The 16,217-nt window shown below is 52.4% G+C and carries 17 protein-coding genes; 11 read left to right on the plus strand and 6 right to left on the minus strand.

Going from position 1 to position 16,217, the window contains the following annotated elements:
- Positions 1–58: 58 nt before the first annotated feature.
- The gene (locus tag CHM34_RS19105; RefSeq protein ID WP_240512069.1) at positions 59–178 is read left to right on the plus strand and encodes a hypothetical protein; all 120 of its coding nucleotides are present in this window, start codon (positions 59–61) and stop codon (positions 176–178) included.
- Between the two features lie 12 nt (positions 179–190).
- On the opposite strand, the gene pdxR is transcribed toward CHM34_RS19105, so the two are convergent.
- Positions 191–1,663, minus strand: a complete 1,473-nt coding sequence (gene pdxR / locus CHM34_RS17490) for a MocR-like pyridoxine biosynthesis transcription factor PdxR (RefSeq protein WP_094265909.1) — start codon at positions 1,661–1,663, stop codon at positions 191–193.
- A 116-nt stretch (positions 1,664–1,779) separates the two neighbouring features.
- Here pdxR and pdxS point away from each other — a divergent pair, with 116 nt between their 5' ends.
- From pdxS to CHM34_RS17500, 3 genes are all read left to right on the plus strand, one after another.
- Complete coding sequence (gene pdxS, locus CHM34_RS17495; protein WP_276207719.1) at positions 1,780–2,676, plus strand: pyridoxal 5'-phosphate synthase lyase subunit PdxS; 897 nt, start codon at positions 1,780–1,782, stop codon at positions 2,674–2,676.
- A gap of 175 nt (positions 2,677–2,851) precedes the next feature.
- Positions 2,852–2,980: a multidrug resistance efflux transporter family protein gene (locus CHM34_RS20010; RefSeq protein WP_141201758.1), complete on the plus strand. Its 129-nt coding sequence runs from the start codon at positions 2,852–2,854 to the stop codon at positions 2,978–2,980.
- Between the two features lie 47 nt (positions 2,981–3,027).
- Positions 3,028–3,393: a hypothetical protein gene (locus CHM34_RS17500; protein ID WP_141201759.1), complete on the plus strand. Its 366-nt coding sequence runs from the start codon at positions 3,028–3,030 to the stop codon at positions 3,391–3,393.
- A 108-nt stretch (positions 3,394–3,501) separates the two neighbouring features.
- On the opposite strand, the gene CHM34_RS19440 is transcribed toward CHM34_RS17500, so the two are convergent.
- On the minus strand, positions 3,502–3,663 hold the full coding sequence (locus tag CHM34_RS19440; protein ID WP_169713816.1) for a hypothetical protein: 162 nt from the start codon (positions 3,661–3,663) through the stop codon (positions 3,502–3,504).
- A gap of 168 nt (positions 3,664–3,831) precedes the next feature.
- Between CHM34_RS19440 and CHM34_RS17505 the strand changes: the two genes are divergently transcribed.
- From CHM34_RS17505 to CHM34_RS17515, 3 genes are all read left to right on the plus strand, one after another.
- A complete protein-coding gene (locus tag CHM34_RS17505) occupies positions 3,832–4,917 on the plus strand; it encodes a PQQ-dependent sugar dehydrogenase (protein WP_094265912.1) in 1,086 nt (361 codons plus the stop codon).
- Between the two features lie 483 nt (positions 4,918–5,400).
- Positions 5,401–6,021, plus strand: a complete 621-nt coding sequence (locus tag CHM34_RS17510) for a DUF47 domain-containing protein (RefSeq protein WP_094265913.1) — start codon at positions 5,401–5,403, stop codon at positions 6,019–6,021.
- Positions 6,014–7,006 (plus strand): inorganic phosphate transporter, encoded by a 993-nt coding sequence (locus tag CHM34_RS17515; RefSeq protein WP_094265914.1) that lies wholly within the window; start codon positions 6,014–6,016, stop codon positions 7,004–7,006. The genes CHM34_RS17510 and CHM34_RS17515 overlap by 8 nt, the downstream gene beginning before the upstream one ends.
- Positions 7,007–7,135: 129 nt before the next feature.
- Here CHM34_RS17515 and CHM34_RS17520 read toward each other — a convergent pair whose 3' ends face one another.
- Entirely contained in the window at positions 7,136–8,134 is a 999-nt protein-coding gene (locus CHM34_RS17520) for an aldo/keto reductase (protein ID WP_094265915.1), read from the minus strand.
- 638 nt (positions 8,135–8,772) lie between these two features.
- Between CHM34_RS17520 and CHM34_RS17525 the strand changes: the two genes are divergently transcribed.
- The 4 genes from CHM34_RS17525 to pepV all read left to right on the plus strand — a co-directional run bounded on the left by CHM34_RS17525 (position 8,773) and on the right by pepV (position 12,571).
- Positions 8,773–9,600, plus strand: a complete 828-nt coding sequence (locus CHM34_RS17525) for an inositol monophosphatase family protein (RefSeq protein ID WP_276207720.1) — start codon at positions 8,773–8,775, stop codon at positions 9,598–9,600.
- Positions 9,601–9,724: 124 nt separating this feature from the next.
- Positions 9,725–10,111, plus strand: a complete 387-nt coding sequence (locus CHM34_RS17530) for a DoxX family protein (protein WP_094265916.1) — start codon at positions 9,725–9,727, stop codon at positions 10,109–10,111.
- Positions 10,112–10,159: 48 nt separating this feature from the next.
- A complete protein-coding gene (wrbA, locus tag CHM34_RS17535; RefSeq protein ID WP_094265917.1) occupies positions 10,160–10,780 on the plus strand; it encodes an NAD(P)H:quinone oxidoreductase in 621 nt (206 codons plus the stop codon).
- A 378-nt stretch (positions 10,781–11,158) separates the two neighbouring features.
- Positions 11,159–12,571, plus strand: coding sequence for a dipeptidase PepV (gene pepV, locus CHM34_RS17545; protein WP_240512067.1), 1,413 nt, complete (start codon positions 11,159–11,161; stop codon positions 12,569–12,571).
- A gap of 55 nt (positions 12,572–12,626) precedes the next feature.
- Here pepV and CHM34_RS17550 read toward each other — a convergent pair whose 3' ends face one another.
- The 3 genes from CHM34_RS17550 to CHM34_RS17560 form a co-directional block, all read right to left on the minus strand.
- Entirely contained in the window at positions 12,627–13,730 is a 1,104-nt protein-coding gene (locus CHM34_RS17550) for an AI-2E family transporter (protein ID WP_094265919.1), read from the minus strand.
- A gap of 166 nt (positions 13,731–13,896) precedes the next feature.
- On the minus strand, positions 13,897–14,673 hold the full coding sequence (locus tag CHM34_RS17555; protein ID WP_094265920.1) for a hypothetical protein: 777 nt from the start codon (positions 14,671–14,673) through the stop codon (positions 13,897–13,899).
- A 302-nt stretch (positions 14,674–14,975) separates the two neighbouring features.
- Complete coding sequence (locus CHM34_RS17560) at positions 14,976–16,127, minus strand: cysteine desulfurase family protein (RefSeq protein ID WP_094265921.1); 1,152 nt, start codon at positions 16,125–16,127, stop codon at positions 14,976–14,978.
- Positions 16,128–16,217: the final 90 nt, after the last annotated feature.

Consider the following 16,217-nt stretch of genomic DNA (forward strand, 5'->3'; position numbering starts at 1 on the left):
GGTTTACACGGAAAGGGTTGGAGAAGACCCTGGGATACATACGACCAGGGGTACCTTGGTGATCTGGAAACTTGATCGCCTTGGTCGATCCCTGAAACACCTGATCGAAGTCGTGAACGATCTTTCAGGGAAAAGATCGTTCACGACGAGTAGCGAAAATCCCAATGATTCCATATGACGGCCGTATTTTTCAGAACAAGGGAGTTTCCCCTTTTCGGCTTTCCGCCGAGGCCAAATAAGCGGAAAGGATAGAGCACAGTTTTTGGATCCCTTCCTTCAGCTGCCCTTCATCGACGTAGGAAAAGCTGATTCTCAAATGATTCCATTCCGGGTCTCCCGGATAGCACGATGAACCCGGAAGGAAGCTGATCCGCCGTTTTTCCGCTTCCTGGAGAAGGCTGTTGGCCCGGATTCGTTCCGGCAGGGAGATCCACAGGTTTAATCCTCCCTGCGGGATCGTCCACTGGATTTGTGGAGGGGCATAGTGCCGCAAAAGACGGAGAGCGGTATCCCGTCGTTTCTTTAACACCGTTCGAAGCTGTTTCAAGAGAGACGAAAGATTTTCCGGCTGAAGGAGAGGCAAGATCACTTTTTGGTTCAAGAGGGGATTGCCCAGGTCGGCATGGGTTTTGGCGGCGACCAAACGATGGAGAACCGTTCCCGAGGCGGTCAGGAATCCGACTCTGCAACCCGGGGATAACATCTTGCTGATCCCTTTGAGATAGATGACATGGCCGGACTGGTCCAGAGATTTGATCGGTGGAGGAGGCGCCTTATCAAAAAAAATTTCGCTCCAGGGATCATCCTCCAAGATCAAGCAATTAGTATGGCGGGCCAGGTCAAACAATTCCCTGCGGCGTTTGGCGCTCATCACATTGCCGGTGGGATTTTGAAAGGAAGGGATGGTATAGATAAGCTTGGGCTTGTATGTATCCAGCAGAGCCGTCAGTTTGTCGATCCGGATCCCTTCCTCGTCCATCGGGACGGTCAGCAAGTTGGCTCCCCGGCTCCGAAAAGCGTCAATCGCCGCAGTGTAAGTCGGTTCCTCCGTCACGACAAGATCTCCCGGTCCGATAAAACTGCGGGCGACAAGATCGATTCCCTGCTGAGCACCGTTGGTGACCAGGACTTCCTGAGGAGAGAGGGCGAGATGTTCCCGGGCCAGGTTTTTTGCCATGGTACGGCGAAGTTCCAAGTCTCCCTGAATTTCTCCGTATTGAACCAAGACTTCCGGATCTTTCATGGCAAGCTGTCGAATGCTTTGCGCCAGGTCCGAGGCGGGGAGGAGCTCTGGGTGAACGGCGCACAGAGAAAAGTTGATCTCCGATTCCCTCTGGTGAAAGTACCAGTGCTGGGATCGATGCAGGTAATCGGAAACCGGAAACGGGGTCGGCTCCTCCGTCTGCTCCGTCTCGCTTTCGTTTTCATCTTCATAGACAAAGGTTCCCTTGCCGTGAATTCGTTTGACCAGCCCTTTGGTTTCCAAGAGATCTAAAGCGTGAATCACGGTGACGGGGCTGACGCGAAGCGACTGGGCCAGCTTTCTTACAGACGGGAGGCGTGCCCCTTTTTTAAAATATCCGGACAGAATACGGTCGGCGATCGCCTGTTTGATCTGCCGGGCCAAGGGAATCCGGGATCCGCGGTTGAGTTCGATGTTCATCCCTTTTCTTTCCCTCCATCTAAACTGTTACAGAGTGATATTGACTGTTATATAAGTGTAACCCTAAAATCACAGGGAGACAATAGCAACTATATCGAATGCAAGGAGGAAGAAAAGTGGAAACGAACCACCATCAAACCGGAACGGACCGCGTCAAGCGGGGAATGGCGGAAATGCAGAAAGGCGGCGTCATCATGGATGTCGTCAATGCGGAACAAGCCCAAATCGCGGAAAGGGCAGGCGCTGTGGCCGTGATGGCTTTGGAGAGAGTGCCTGCGGATATTAGAGCCGCCGGCGGTGTGGCGAGAATGGCGGATCCGACAGTCATCGAGGAAGTGATGAATGCTGTCAGCATCCCGGTGATGGCCAAGTCCCGGATCGGCCACTTTGTGGAATCCCGCTTGTTGGAAGCGATGGGTGTCGATTATATCGATGAGAGTGAAGTGCTGACTCCCGCTGACGAACTTTATCATGTGGATAAACAGGCGTTCACGGTTCCCTTCGTCTGCGGAGCCCGGGATTTGGGTGAAGCACTCCGCCGCATCGGTGAGGGAGCTTCTATGATTCGGACGAAAGGCGAGCCGGGAACGGGCAATGTGGTGGAAGCGGTACGCCACATGCGCAGGATGGTCGGAGAAATCCGCAAAGTCAAAGGGATGACCCGCGATGAGCTGATGGCGGAGGCCAAAAACCTGGGGGCTCCCTACGATCTGTTGTTGCAGGTGCATGAAACCGGTAAGTTGCCTGTAGTCAACTTTGCTGCGGGAGGAATCGCCACCCCGGCGGATGCGGCACTCATGATGCAGTTGGGATCGGATGGTGTATTTGTGGGTTCGGGAATTTTCAAATCGGCTAACCCGGAAAAATACGCCCGTGCGATTGTGGAAGCCACTACCCACTACGAGGATTATGCCCTGATTGCGGAGCTGTCGAAGGGATTGGGTGAACCGATGAAAGGCATTGAAATGGATCGCCTGGAAGAGTCGGACCGGATGCAGGAACGGGGTTGGTAAAAAACCGGTTATTCGTCGGCTCGCCGCCCCTCTTTATCGAAATCGCATAACCCGAATCGGACTTGTCCTGGCAAGGTGGGGAGGATGATCGTTGCGCCCGATCATGTACGGCATTCTTGCCTCTTTCTTTTTTGCCTTTGGGGAATTGGTTTTCGCGGCTCTGGGAGAAGCCTAGGTGTTAAGCGTTCCATGGCCTTCGCCCGTTTCCTGGATCGGCATTCTGTTAGTGGCTGGGGGGATGGTGCTTCACAGCTACGGATCCCGGGAAAAAGAGCCGGAACCGGCTAAACGCTCCGTCGCTTGATGCTTTCCCCTCTCTCCCCCTTGTATGGATGCGGCGAAGCCTTTATAGTGAAAGAAACCGATTGGAACCGGAGTGAGGCCTTTTTGATTCGAGAGTCCTACGAATTTCCATGGGATGAACGCCTTCAAGTCCACCGTCCGTTGCTTCACGTGGAGTATGAAGAGATGCCTCCAGAGGTCCAACATACCTTTGAATTGAAATGCCAAGAAGTGTGCGCTCAGATCCCCCCGCAGATCAAGGTGTTTGAACAGCGGTACATGGATCGCTTTGAAGCATTGAATCAGGCCCGGGAAGACGAGGATTTCTTTGGATTGATGGAAGAGATGAATGAGCTGTCCAGCTGTATCTCCGATCTCAACATCCTCTTTTTGCACATTGAGGGCCATTTTATCGGTGCCAGTGTCCATGCCTGAAAAGTCGATCTACCGGTTGGAATCCCGGATAAGCGAAAGCGATGCCTTCCTGAAACGGACGGTCATCGCTTTTTTTGGTATCGCCACGATTTGGTTTTTAAAATCGTTCTAGGAACGGTCTTCTTCATCGCGGTTTTTTCGTCGAATCGCTTTTCTCGGAACATCCACGTCGGTCAGTTCGCCGCTTTGTTCATAGGCGAATTGAACGGTTTGGAAGACTTCCTCCTCCTGATCGCCTTCGTTTTTCTTTGGGTTACGGTTTTCCGGCACGATCCATCCCTCCTTAGAGTTATCCTTCTCAGTTGTATCATGGAAAATAAGAAGAAAAAGATTCAGGGAAATAATGGGACCCCCCTGTTTTTTCGGTTTGATTCCGGTGGAGAACAGGAAAAGGTTTCATAGAAAATTGACATGAGGATCGATGATGGGGGAGGTCTTATGAAAAAGGGATGGGGAATCGGTTTATTGATGCTGTTAGTCGCCTGTACCCAACCGTCTTCGGATACCGGGGAAACCAATGAGAACGGAGAGGCCCGGGGAGAAGGGATGAGGGATGCGAAGGTGCTGGCCGAGGAGCTGGATGTTCCCTGGTCTGTCGTGGAAAGCGGGGATGTTTTTTATATCAGCGAACGGCCGGGGGCGATCGCCGAGGTGCCCAAAAAGGGCGGAAAACCGCAGCGAAAGAAATTGTCGCTGACGAAGGAAGTGTTGCATGAAGGAGAAGGGGGTTTTCTGGGGTTGGCCTTGTCTCCGGACTTCGACAAGGATTCTTCTCTTTACGCTTATCATACCTACCGGGAAAACGGAGAGATCTATAACCGGATTGTCCGGTTGAAAGAGACAGAGAAGGTGTGGAAAGAGGAAGAGATTCTTTTGGAGGAAATTCCGGGGGGTTTTATCCATAACGGAGGACGTCTGGCGATCGGGCCGGACCAAAAACTGTATGCCACTGCGGGGGACGCGGGAGAAGAGGAAAAGGCCCAGGATCGAAACAGCCTGGCCGGAAAGATCCTGCGCCTGAACTTGGACGGCAGTGTGCCGGAGGATAATCCTTTCCCGGATTCTTATGTTTACTCCTATGGACACCGCAACCCCCAAGGTTTGGCCTGGACGGATAAGGGGGTCATGTACAGCGCGGAACATGGGCCTTCCGGAGATGAAACCGGTAAAGACGAGATCAACCGGATCGAGGCGGGGAAGAATTATGGTTGGCCGGTCATCGTCGGTGATGAAGAGAAGAAGGGTATGGAATCACCACTATATCAATCCGGGGAGGATACTTGGGCTCCGTCTGGACTCGCTGAATCCGACGGCACACTGTATGTCGCCGGTCTGCGGGGGCAGCAAATCCGGGCTTTCTCTACGGACGGAACCTCCTCTCGACTGGTCTTTGAAGGGGAAGGAAGGCTGAGAGATATCCTGTCCCTGGATGGTCGTTTCTATGTTTTGACCAACAACACGGATGGACGGGGCAGTCCCGGAAAAAATGACGATCGGTTGCTTCGCCTCGATCATTTGAAGTAGTAAAGGAGGCGCTGTTTCGGGTTTCCCGACCATGGGACACCCGTTTTTTTACTTTTCCGTCGGGTCTCCCCCGGGATTCTACTAGTCCCCCGTCTGGGAACCAAGTTGGGAGGGTGGTAGACCGGTGTAGATCCTTTGGACTCAGGAGAGCACAAGTCTAGCCAAGGTCGCTCCGCTTCCCGGTCTCACTATGCGTTTTTTGCAAGAGATCGGAGGCGGCCTGCCACCCCGACGACCCCCGGCAAGGGATCAAACAGATCAAAGTTTCCTGAAGGGGAACTAGAATGAGACTGGAAACGAAGGAAAGAATAAGGGTGTGAAAAAAGTAAGTTTATAGAAAATCCTGGACTGTCGATGTAAAATTGATGAAGGTTGTTTTCTTTCCTTCAAAAAAGAATTATGATAAAGGAGGATTGATAGTCATCGTTTGAACAAACATGAAGATGATGTAAAACTAACCGTCAATCATAGGGGGAATCGGTTTTGCTTTTTAACCGCTCGAAGGATTCGGTTTTTTATCAGACCCTGGTGGATGCGGCCGGGAATATTGTTGAAGCGATGCAGCTTTTTAGACAGAATGTGGAAACCCTTGAACACAAGGATGAGTATGCCGAAAAACTCAAGGATTTGGAGAACAAAGGGGATGAATATACCCACATTCTGTTGAAAGAGCTGAATCAGACCTTTGTCACTCCGATGGACCGGGAAGATATTCTGCAACTGGCAGTCAAATTGGATGATGTTCTCGACGGTGTGGAAGCCTGCGCATCCCGGTTTGTGTATTGTCACGTCAATGAGACGACGCCTTACCTGATGCAGTTTGCGGAAATCCTGGAGAAGTCCGCTGAGTATTTGCAGGAAGCTTTTATCGCGCTGGAGAAACGGGATTTTTCCTCGATCCGCAGCATTGTTGTGGAAATCAATCTGCTGGAAAACCAAGGGGACCGTCTGATGCGGGAGTCTGTCGGTTCGCTTTTTGAAGATCCGAAGGACCCGATTGAGGTGATCAAGTGGAAGGAGCTTTATGAAAAGCTGGAAGGGGTTACGGATACCGCCGAAGATTTGGCGGATGTATTGGAAAGCGTGGTCATGAAGTATGCTTGACCCGGTCGTGCTGATCGTATTGGTCGTTGTACTTGCCCTCGTCTTTGATTTCACCAACGGATGGAACGACTCGGCCAACGCGGTCGCCACCGTTATCGGAACCCGGACTCTGACACCGCTGCAGGCCGTCCTGATGGCAGCGGTGCTAAATGTGGCGGGTGCTTTCTTTTCCACCGCTGTCGCCAAGACGATCGGAGAAGATATCGTCGATCCGAATCTCGTAACCCAGTTGGTGATCATGGCGACGTTGCTGGCGGCGATTATCTGGAATACGGTGATGACGCTTCTGGGCCTGCCTGTCAGCGCCTCCCACGGTTTGATCGGTTCGCTGATCGGTGCGGCTGTCGCATACCAGGGCTTGGCTGTGATCAAGATGCATGGAGTCATGATGGTTTTGATCGCGCTGTTGGTATCGCCGTTGCTCGGGGGATTACTGGCTTATCTGTTGATGAAGTTGATCCGGTTCGTCTTTGCCAATTCGGCCCCATCCAAAGTGAAGCGATTGTTCCGGCCGTTACAGATCTTATCTGCTGCTTTTATGTCCTTCAGTCACGGAACATCCGACGCTCAAAAAGCGATGGGGATCATCACCATGGCGCTGGTGGCCGGCGGGTTCCTGGATACCGTTGAAGTGCCCTTTTGGGTGATTCTGTCCGCCGGTCTGACGATGGGTCTCGGTACTGCGATCGGGGGATGGCGGGTGATCCGGACGATCGGTTTACGTCTGAGTCATTTGGATACCCCTCACGGTTTTGCCGCAGAAACGGCGGCGGCAGCCCTTCTGGCGACTATCGCCAAAATCGGGGTTCCTGTCAGCACCACCCATACCATCACCGGATCGATTGTCGGTGTCGGTGCGGCGGAACGGGTGAAAGGAGTTCGTTGGGGAATTGCGGGCAAAATCCTCTACGCCTGGATCTTTACTCTCCCCGGTACCGGCTTGATGGGCTTTTTGATTTATCAGGTTTTGAAGGTATTGGAATAGGGATAAAAGGAACCAACGGGTACGCCTTGCAGGATAAAGGTGTGCCTTTTTTGATGCATGAATCGAGCGTATCAAAAAACCCTTTCCCCGAGTGAACGAGGGAAAGGGTTTTTCACATGGGAATCGTGTTTACTTGACGGCAGAGCGGGATGGAGGACCGTCGATCCCTTGCGGGGCGGGGTTCGTGATATTTTTACGGAGGATGGTCTCGATTCGTTCCAGGTCCTCAGTGGATAGCTCCCAACCGAAAACCCCGGGGACTTCCTCTAACTGCTGTGGACGCCGGGCTCCCCACAGAGCAGTGGTGACGCCGGGTTGTTGCAGAACCCAGCGGACGGACAGCTGTAATACAGACTTTCCTTTTTCCGCGGCCAACTCCTTTAAGTCCTTTACCGCACCCAGGTATTGCTTAAAACGTTCACCCTGGAACATCGGGTGATTGTGGCGCAGGTCGTCCTCGGGAAAAGTGGTGTTTTCGTCAAACTTTCCGCTGAGAAGACCATGGGCCAAGGTCCCCCATGTCAAGGTTCCCACCTCGTGTTGGTCGCAATACGGGAAAACCGTATCCTTCAGGGAGTCTTGAAACAGATTGAGCTGGGGTTGGTTGCTGTGAAGGGGAGCGGCTTTCTGCCAGGCCGCCATCTGTTCTTCATTATAGTTGCTCACCCCGATGGCTCGGATCTTACCCTGCTCATAAAAACGGTTCAGGGTTTCCGCCGTTTCCTCGATCGGTGTTTCCGGATCCGGCCAGTGGATTTGGTAAAGATCGATGACATCTGTTTTTAGTCGTCTCAGACTGTCTTCCAACTCTTTTTCCAGCCGTTCCCGCCGGGAGTTCCGCCAAACCCGTTGTTGGTTATCCCATTCCAGACCGGCTTTTGTCGCCAGAACCACCTGATCCCGCTTGCCCGATTCCTGTACCGCCCGGCTGACAATTTCCTCAGATACGCCAAACCCATACACCGGGGCGGTATCGATCAGGGTCATTCCCATATCGATCGCATGGCGAATCCCCTTGATGGCTTCTTGTTCGTCGGTGCCACCCCACATCCAGCCTCCCATGGCCCAAGTTCCCAAACCGATTCGAGTTACTTGCAGATTTGAATTTCCCAATTGCGCTTTTTCCATCGTCAGGATACCTCCTCGGTAACCCCCATTGATCTCAGTCGCTACATGGTCGGATCGAACGCTCGGGCTTTGTTAGTCTGATCTCACAACTTTCCGGTATGCCGGGAAAGGTAGCTGATTTTCTTTCAGGCGGATCCGCGTGTCTCAAAAGGGGAGATATAACTTAGGGTGAACACTCATTTCATTCCCTATGGATCAAAAAAGAAACGTAGAGCTTTTAACAGATCTCGGTCAGCTTCGTTCCAACCCTCCGGCTGGACGGAGATGCTCTTGCAGGATTTTCACCTGTTGGCGGGGAGCCTCGATCCGATGAGATTTTACGGACCACTGGTGTTTCCGGGTTTGAGTTCCTCCCCATGTCTTTGCAACAAGGTATGGACGATGATAGGCAACTTTTGATGCTTATATTTCCCGTTTCCGGATATTTTACCATCTCGGGACCGATTCCCGACTTGAAATTCGTTCATGGTTATCAGCTATCGGGAAGGGAGATTATATAAAATAAACCGCCTTTCCCGGCCGTTCATGCGGATAGAGAGATCAGAGATTGGGCGGTGGTGAATCAAAGAAACGATGTCATTTAGCTCATCTGTCCGATTGGATATAATAATGGAGAGCTGATACAGGGGGGAATCGATGTGTCATTGCTTGATGTCGCCGTAAAGGCCGCAAAACAGGCAGGAAATTTGATGGAAAAACGGATGGATACGGACAAACGGGTGAATTACAAAACATCGAGTCACGATTTGGTCACGGAAGTGGATCAAGAATGTGAAAAAATCATCCGTGAAACCCTTCAGGCTTCTTATCCGGACCATCAAGTTCTGGGAGAAGAAGGCGTGGAGGCGGGTTCGGAGGCTTCCCGGGCGGCGTTGGAAGCCGCTCGGGAAGCGGAGTATCTGTGGATTATTGATCCCATTGACGGGACTACGAACTTTGTTCACCGATTTCCGTTTTTTTGTGTTTCGATTGGAATTGCCCACCAGGGCGAAATTATAGCCGGAGTGATTTTTGATCCGGTTCAAAATGAACTGTTCGTAGCCGAGAAAGGAAAAGGGGCCACTTTAAACGGCGAACGCATCAGGGTTTCACAGGAAAAAACACTGGAAACCAGTTTGTTAGCAACGGGATTCCCTGCCGGGATCCGTGAAGCGCGTCAGGTGAATATCAACGGAATCCTGGAGCTGGGCACAAAGTGCCGCAATATCCGTACGGCCGGATCAGCGGCCTTGCATCTGGCCTATGTTGCCAGCGGCCGGTTGACCGGGTTTTGGGAAATCGATCTGAATGCGTGGGATTTGGCGGCAGGGGCTTTGTTGGTAAAAGAAGCCGGAGGCCGAGTGACGGATACAACGGGGCAGCCTTATCATATCGGCGTTCGAAACATCCTGGCGACGAACGGGTTGATCCATGATTCAGTGCAAAGAACATTAAAAGATGTCAAAGCAACGGGGTTTGAATCCTAATACCCCTTAAGTTGTACAAGTAGGATCGGCTTCTCGCGCTGTCTACTTGACAAAAGTAAGCGGGTTCGTTACAATGCGAACATAAAGTAAGTTAGTAACTATATTATAGAAAGGAGGGAGGGAAATGGAAGATTTCGGACTGTTGATCATTCGCTTGGTAGCCGGATTGACGATGGCGGGACACGGTGCACAAAAGCTGTTCGGCTGGTTTGGCGGTCACGGCCTGAAAGCGACCGGCGGGGCTTTTGAGTCCATGGGCATTAAACCCGGTGTGACAATGGCCTTGCTGGCGGGTCTCGGTGAATTCGGAGGCGGACTGTTGTTTGCCGCGGGTGTGTGGACGTCTTTGGCGGCGGCCTTGATTGTAGTCACCATGCTGGTGGCGATTGTAAAAGTTCACGGTAAAAACGGATTCTGGGTGACTGAAGGCGGAATCGAATACAATGTGCTGTTCATTGCGGTCGCCGTGGGAATCGCTTTGTCCGGCCCCGGCGCTTATACGTTACTCTAAGGCCTTCTTCATCATCCGATATACTCAAAAAACAGGGAGAGTTGTTCAATGGCCAATCTTTTGATCGCTTATTACAGTGCTTACGGTCATACTTACCAGATGGCGTCAGCGGCGGCAGAAGGTGCGAAAAGCGTTGACGGGATGCAAGTGAAAATCGTCAAAATCCCGGAATTTGAAGTCGCCAAAAAGCAGATGTCCACTCAGGAGGCCTATGTACAGGCTCAGGAAGGGCAGAAGGCGATCCCGGAAGCGACACAAGAGGATTTGCGTTGGGCGGATGGTATTATTTGGGGAATACCGACTCGGTTCGGACTGATGCCGGCGCAGGTCAAGCAATTCCTCGATGCCGCAGGCGGCCTTTGGATGAACGGAGAGCTGGAGGGGAAAGCAACTGCGGTTATCACCAGTTCCAATTCGATTCATGGCGGTCAGGAATCCACCGCATTAACGACTTTTGTGCCGATGATGCATTTTGGTATGATTTATGTTGGTCTTCCATACGGTGAAAATCCGGAACAAAATACGACGGAAGGGATCGGCGGAACGCCCTACGCGGCTTCAACCGTAGCAGGACGGGAGGATTCCCCAGAGGAACGGGAGAAGAAGATGGCTTCCCGCCTCGGTGCCCGCGTCGCACGAGTATCCAAAGCTTTAAAAGGAAATCTGTAAATAACGAAGAATGGTCCGGCTCCATCGGAAGGGAGCCGGATATTTTTATGCTTGCGCCCTTTCCTGAGTCGCTTGCCCCTTCAGGCAACTTTGATCTGTTTGATCTTTTGCCGGGGATGGTCGGGGGCCAACGGATTTTCCGGAGGGGCGGCCTTTGTTCCGGTATCGGTTTGCCAGTCCCGGATTGCGGTAGTATGATGGATAGGATCCTTCTCCCGAATGTTCCCTGGAGGAACGGGAGAATTGGGCGGACCGGGGAGAGTTGCAAACACCGGACCCGACTGTTGAAGAGGTGTTTCCGTTCGGGGTTTCGGCGGTATCATTTTGAAACGGTTTAATCCCCGCGCGAAGAATGGTATGAAAAGGAGGAATGTTGAATTGCAGATCGATTGGCGGCAAGAGATACAACAAAGGAGTGAAGACCTGATTGCCCGGTTGACAGAACTCTGTTCCATCGAAAGCGTGTTGGACGAGTCCTCAGCGGAGGAAGGGGCCCCCTTTGGGCGCGGTATTGCCCGGGCCTTGGAGTACATGCTTGACTTGGGAGAAAAAGAGGGCTTTACAACCAAGAATGTGGACGGGTACGCCGGGCATATTGAATACGGTCAAGGGGAGGAGCTGGTAGGCGTTCTCGCCCATTTGGACGTGGTTCCCGCAGGGGAGGATTGGACTTCTCCACCCTTTTCTCCGGAAGTGAGAGATGGAAAGTTTTACGCCCGCGGTGCGGAGGATGACAAAGGGCCGGGGATGGCCGCCTTCTTCGGCCTGAAGTTGATCAAGGAGTTGGGACTGCCCTTGTCCAAACGGGTGCGTCTTATTTATGGAACCGATGAGGAGTCTCAGTGGCGGGACATGGATTATTATTTCCGGCGGGAATCCATGCCGGACCTGGGCTTTACGCCGGATGCCTCGTTTCCGGTGATCTATGCGGAAAAGGGGATGGTTGATTTCGTTTTGGAAGGGGAGGCGGAGGCGCCTGCAGAGGAGGACGGTCAATGGATCCTGTCCCAATTTGCCGCCGGACAGCGCCCCAATATGGTTCCGGGTCAGGCTCAGGCACGCCTGAAAGGGGACGGCGATATCTTTGAATTGAAGGAACTATACCAGGATTATCTGTTGTCCAACCGAATCCGGGGGTATGCTGAAGAGGCGGATGATTACCTGACTTTGGTGGTGGAAGGGGTCTCCCATCACGGTTCTGAACCGGATCAGGGCGTCAACGCCGCTTACCGGTTGGTTCAATTTCTGGAGCGGCTGGATTTGGACAAACCCGGTTCCCGGTTTGTTTCCATGATCTCCGACCGGTTGGTGGACGACTTTTTCGGCGAAAAGTTGGGGATTGCCCAGATGGACGACCAGTTGGGACGACTAACGGTTAACAGCGGCATCTTCCGCTATGTGTCGGGAAAAGGACAGCAGGTTCACCTCAATATCCGTTATCCGCTTCATGGCGACCGGGAATCGATCCGGAAACGGGTGGAGGAGGCGGTGGCCTCCTATGGTTTTTCAATCACGCATACAGAACATAAGGATATGCATTATGTGGACCCGGATCACCAGCTGGTGACTGTACTGAAGAAAGTGTATGAAGAGCAGACGGGGGAAGCAGGAAAGCTGTTGACGACGGGAGGGGCTACATATGCCCGGGCCTTGGATACGGGTGTCGCTTTCGGCCCGATTTTCCCCGACAGCGCGGATACAGCCCACCAGCGGGATGAATACATGTCGGTGGAGGAGTTGATCCGGGGGGCGGCCCTGTATGCCCAAGCGATCTATGAGTTGGCGAAATAGGTACGAAGAAAAAAGCGATGCTTAAGCTGGGAAGCTGTAAGCATCGCTTTTTTCATTATTTCTCCGGATTGGCCGCCTCTTCATTGCGCTGATAGCGCAATTTGATCAGCCGATAGGTGTGACTGACCACCACTTTTAGGAGAGCATAGGTGGGAACCGCCAGCAACAAACCGAGGAACCCGCCCAGGCTACCGGCAACGAGAAGGAGCAGGATGATAGTCAGGGGATGGACCTTGAGTGTTCGCCCCATCACCTGCGGCGAAATAAAATTCCCTTCAATCTGCTGAGCGGCCAGAATCACAAGAATCACCTTCAGCATCATAATCGGAGAATCGATTACGGCGACGATCAGGGCGGGGATCGTACCGATCAGCGGCCCGATGAAGGGGATCACATTGGTAAACATCGTGAACAGAGCCAGCAGGAGGGAGTAATCCACCTGGATGGCGAGAAAACCGATATAAATCAACACCCCGACACAGACACTGACCAGTACTTGCCCCTGGATATAGGAGCTGATCGCTCGATCCATATCTTTGAGAATTCTTCGGCCTTCATTCCGCTGTGTTCGGGGAAGGAAGCGCAGGACTTGCCGCGGGGCTTTTTCCCCTTCCTTCAGCATGTAAAAGAGGATGAACGGAACCGTGACAAAGACCATGATGATACTGGTGATGATCCCGAAAAAGTTGGCGATATTGGTGATGATGGAGGTGATGCTGTTACTGAGATAGTTGGTAAATTTGGACGTCATCTCCTCCACGTTCTCTTCCTGCAGGAGGTCGCTCACCCAAGGGTTTTTCTGCAGTTCCACCAGTTGAACCTGAAGGTTTTCCACCAATCCCGGCAAGTTTTCGACCAGATTGTTGAACTGTTCCTGTAACAGGGGTCCCGCCAAAACCACTAAGAGGGTAATCAAGCCGATGAATAACAAGTAGATTAAAAGAATCGAGATCACCCGGGGAATTTTCTGCGTTTCCAGAATGCGGACGACGGGGCGAAACAAGTAATATAAAACACCAGAGACGAGAAAGGGGAAAAACAGTGTCTGCACCAGCACGACAATCGGTTGGAAGATAAAGTCCACTTTCGTTCCCAGATAGATAATCAAAAAGATAAGTATGATTCCGTAACCGACCCGAAAGGGTTTGGATTGCGGCATTCCGGTCGGCCTCCTTTTTACGAAGGTTTGAATACATACAGACTTTCCGTTGGCGGTTCCCTTTAAACCGGACCCTCAAGCCGTTAACGCCATTATATCATTCTCATCTCATTCCGGCGGGGGTGAAACAAAAAACCCGTGAGCGTGTGCTCGCGGGTTGTAGGGATCAAGGGAGATTCCGGTCCACGATTTTTTCCAGAGACTCCTTGATGGAATCTTTGAGGTCGCAATTTTCATCCCCATGATCCGGCTGTTCTTCGGGGTTTTCTTCTCCCGGCTGATCCGGATCCTGTTCATCGGGAGGGGGAGTTTCTCCTTCGTCCGGATTTTCCGAATCGCCCTCATCCGGATTTTCCGAATCACCTTCGTCCGGTGTTTCCGAATCGCCTTCATCCGGGTTTTCGCCGGGTTCTTCCGGTTTTTCACCTTCCCCGTTATCGGGGCTTTCTTCATTTCCGTTCTCCTCATCCTCAGGCGGTTCTTCGGGTTTCAGTGTCGGATTGTCTTGATCGGAGGGATCCGTCTCATCCACTGAAGTTTTACCGAAAGAATCCGAATCCCCTTTTTCAGCATCCGATTCAGCGGAGGATGGTGTCTGGGGATGGCTCGCTTGTTCCTGGGTGACGGAAGCGGTATGTACGGGTTGAGAAGGTGTCGAGTCTTCTTTTGCGACATGATAGGGTTTCTCATCGACGGGATCGGATTCCTTTGGTTGATGGTTTTCGGATTCTTCCTTTTTTCGGGAAAGTTCCACCCGGTCGCGATGACGATCGGAGTGCTTCTCCTTTGGGACAAAGTCCTGAAGGAAAAAGTCGTGGCCCCGGGGTGCGAGGGCGGTTGGGGGGGTTATAAAACCTGTGATGACCAGGCAACCTGTCATACCGGAAATGGCCACTTTGCGGAAGCGGGTGAGGCGTTGGCTCCGGAGCCAATCGAAATTCAAACGTCAAACCTCCTTTCCTATGAACTGTCTCCCATCTCCTATTTTACGTCCATCACTAGTGTATCAGATCTGTAAAGGGTTGTCTGTAATGTTTTAGACGAATTCGCTTATTATAAATAGAAAATCATGAAAAAACGGGGACGGATGATGTCGGGGATGGATCAACCATCCGTCCGGCGAATCTTTCGGAAATGACGCGAGTGAACGGGTTTTCTCTACGCCTTGAAATTGGAAAGGAAAGGGTTGCAGGCACGTATTGTGTCGGGACCTTTTTCCTGTAGAAGGATCCGAATGGAAAGCATTCATCCACGGATCAAGGAGCGCAGATAACCGAGAACCTCTTTCAGCCGTTCCACCAGTGTATGGATGTCCTCCTCTCCGTTTTCCTTGCCGAGGGTGATCCGAAGGCTTTGGTAGGCTTCTTCCGGGTGGCGCCCCATCGCTGTCAATACATGGGAAGGGGCGTGTTTGCCTGCACTGCAGGCGGACCCGCTGGAGACGGAGATCCCGCTCCGGTTCAGTTCCAATAGGATGGCTTGTCCCTCCACGCGGTCAAAGCTGAGGTTCAGGTTCGATGAAAGCCGGTGTTCGGGGTGGCCGTTCAACCGGACACCGGGGATTTCCCGGGAAATGCGGTTCCACAGGAGATTCCGCAGTTCTATAAGGTGCCGTTCTGTGTCCGTCGCTTCCTCTGCGGCCAGTCGGGCGGCCACACCCAGACCCGCTATCCCGGGAACGTTCTGTGTCCCGGGTCGCAGACCCCGTTCTTGTCCTCCACCGAACAAGAGCGGATCCAGGCGAATCCCTTTGCGGAGATAAAGGGCGCCAATCCCTTTGGGGCCGTTGATTTTATGACCGCTGAGGGTGAGAAGGTCCACTCCGAGACGGGAAACGTCGAAGGGATGTTTCCCGAAATACTGGACGGCATCGGTATGAAACAGAATCCTTCGCTTCCGGAGACGGTCAGCGATCTCGTGAATCGGCATCAGTGTCCCCACTTCGTTGTTGGCGGCCATCACGCTGACAAGGATCGTTTCCGGGGTTAGCGCCTCGTCAAGGTCTTGTAACGAGATCATTCCCATTTCGTCCACAGGCAGGTATGTGACTCGGAAACCTTCCTCTTCTAACTGGTGACAAGGTTTCAATACGGAAGGATGTTCCACCTGTGTCGTAATGATGTGCCTGCCTCTTCGCCGCGCTTTACGGGCGGCACCCAGGATGGCCAGATTATTGGCCTCTGTGCCTGATCCGGTAAACAAAATTTCCCGTGAAGAAGCTCCGATGGCGGAAGCCATCTGCTTTCGGGCGTGCTCCACCTGATCGGCGGCCTGTGTTCCTTCATCGTGAAGACTGCCGGGGTTGGCGAAGGTTTCTTCCATGCATTGTATCATAGCTTGATGCACTTCCCGCCGCAGGGGAGTGGTGGCTCCATGATCAAAATAAAGGGGCTTCATCGTCTTCCTCCTCGCAGGGGGTTCGTCTGTTTTGATCATAGCCGATTGTCATCGATCATGAAAGAGGAAAAAGATGAGGCAGCGTCCTTT

Source organism: Paludifilum halophilum (genome assembly GCF_002245355.1).
GTDB classification, from domain to species: domain Bacteria; phylum Bacillota; class Bacilli; order Thermoactinomycetales; family DSM-45169; genus Paludifilum; species Paludifilum halophilum.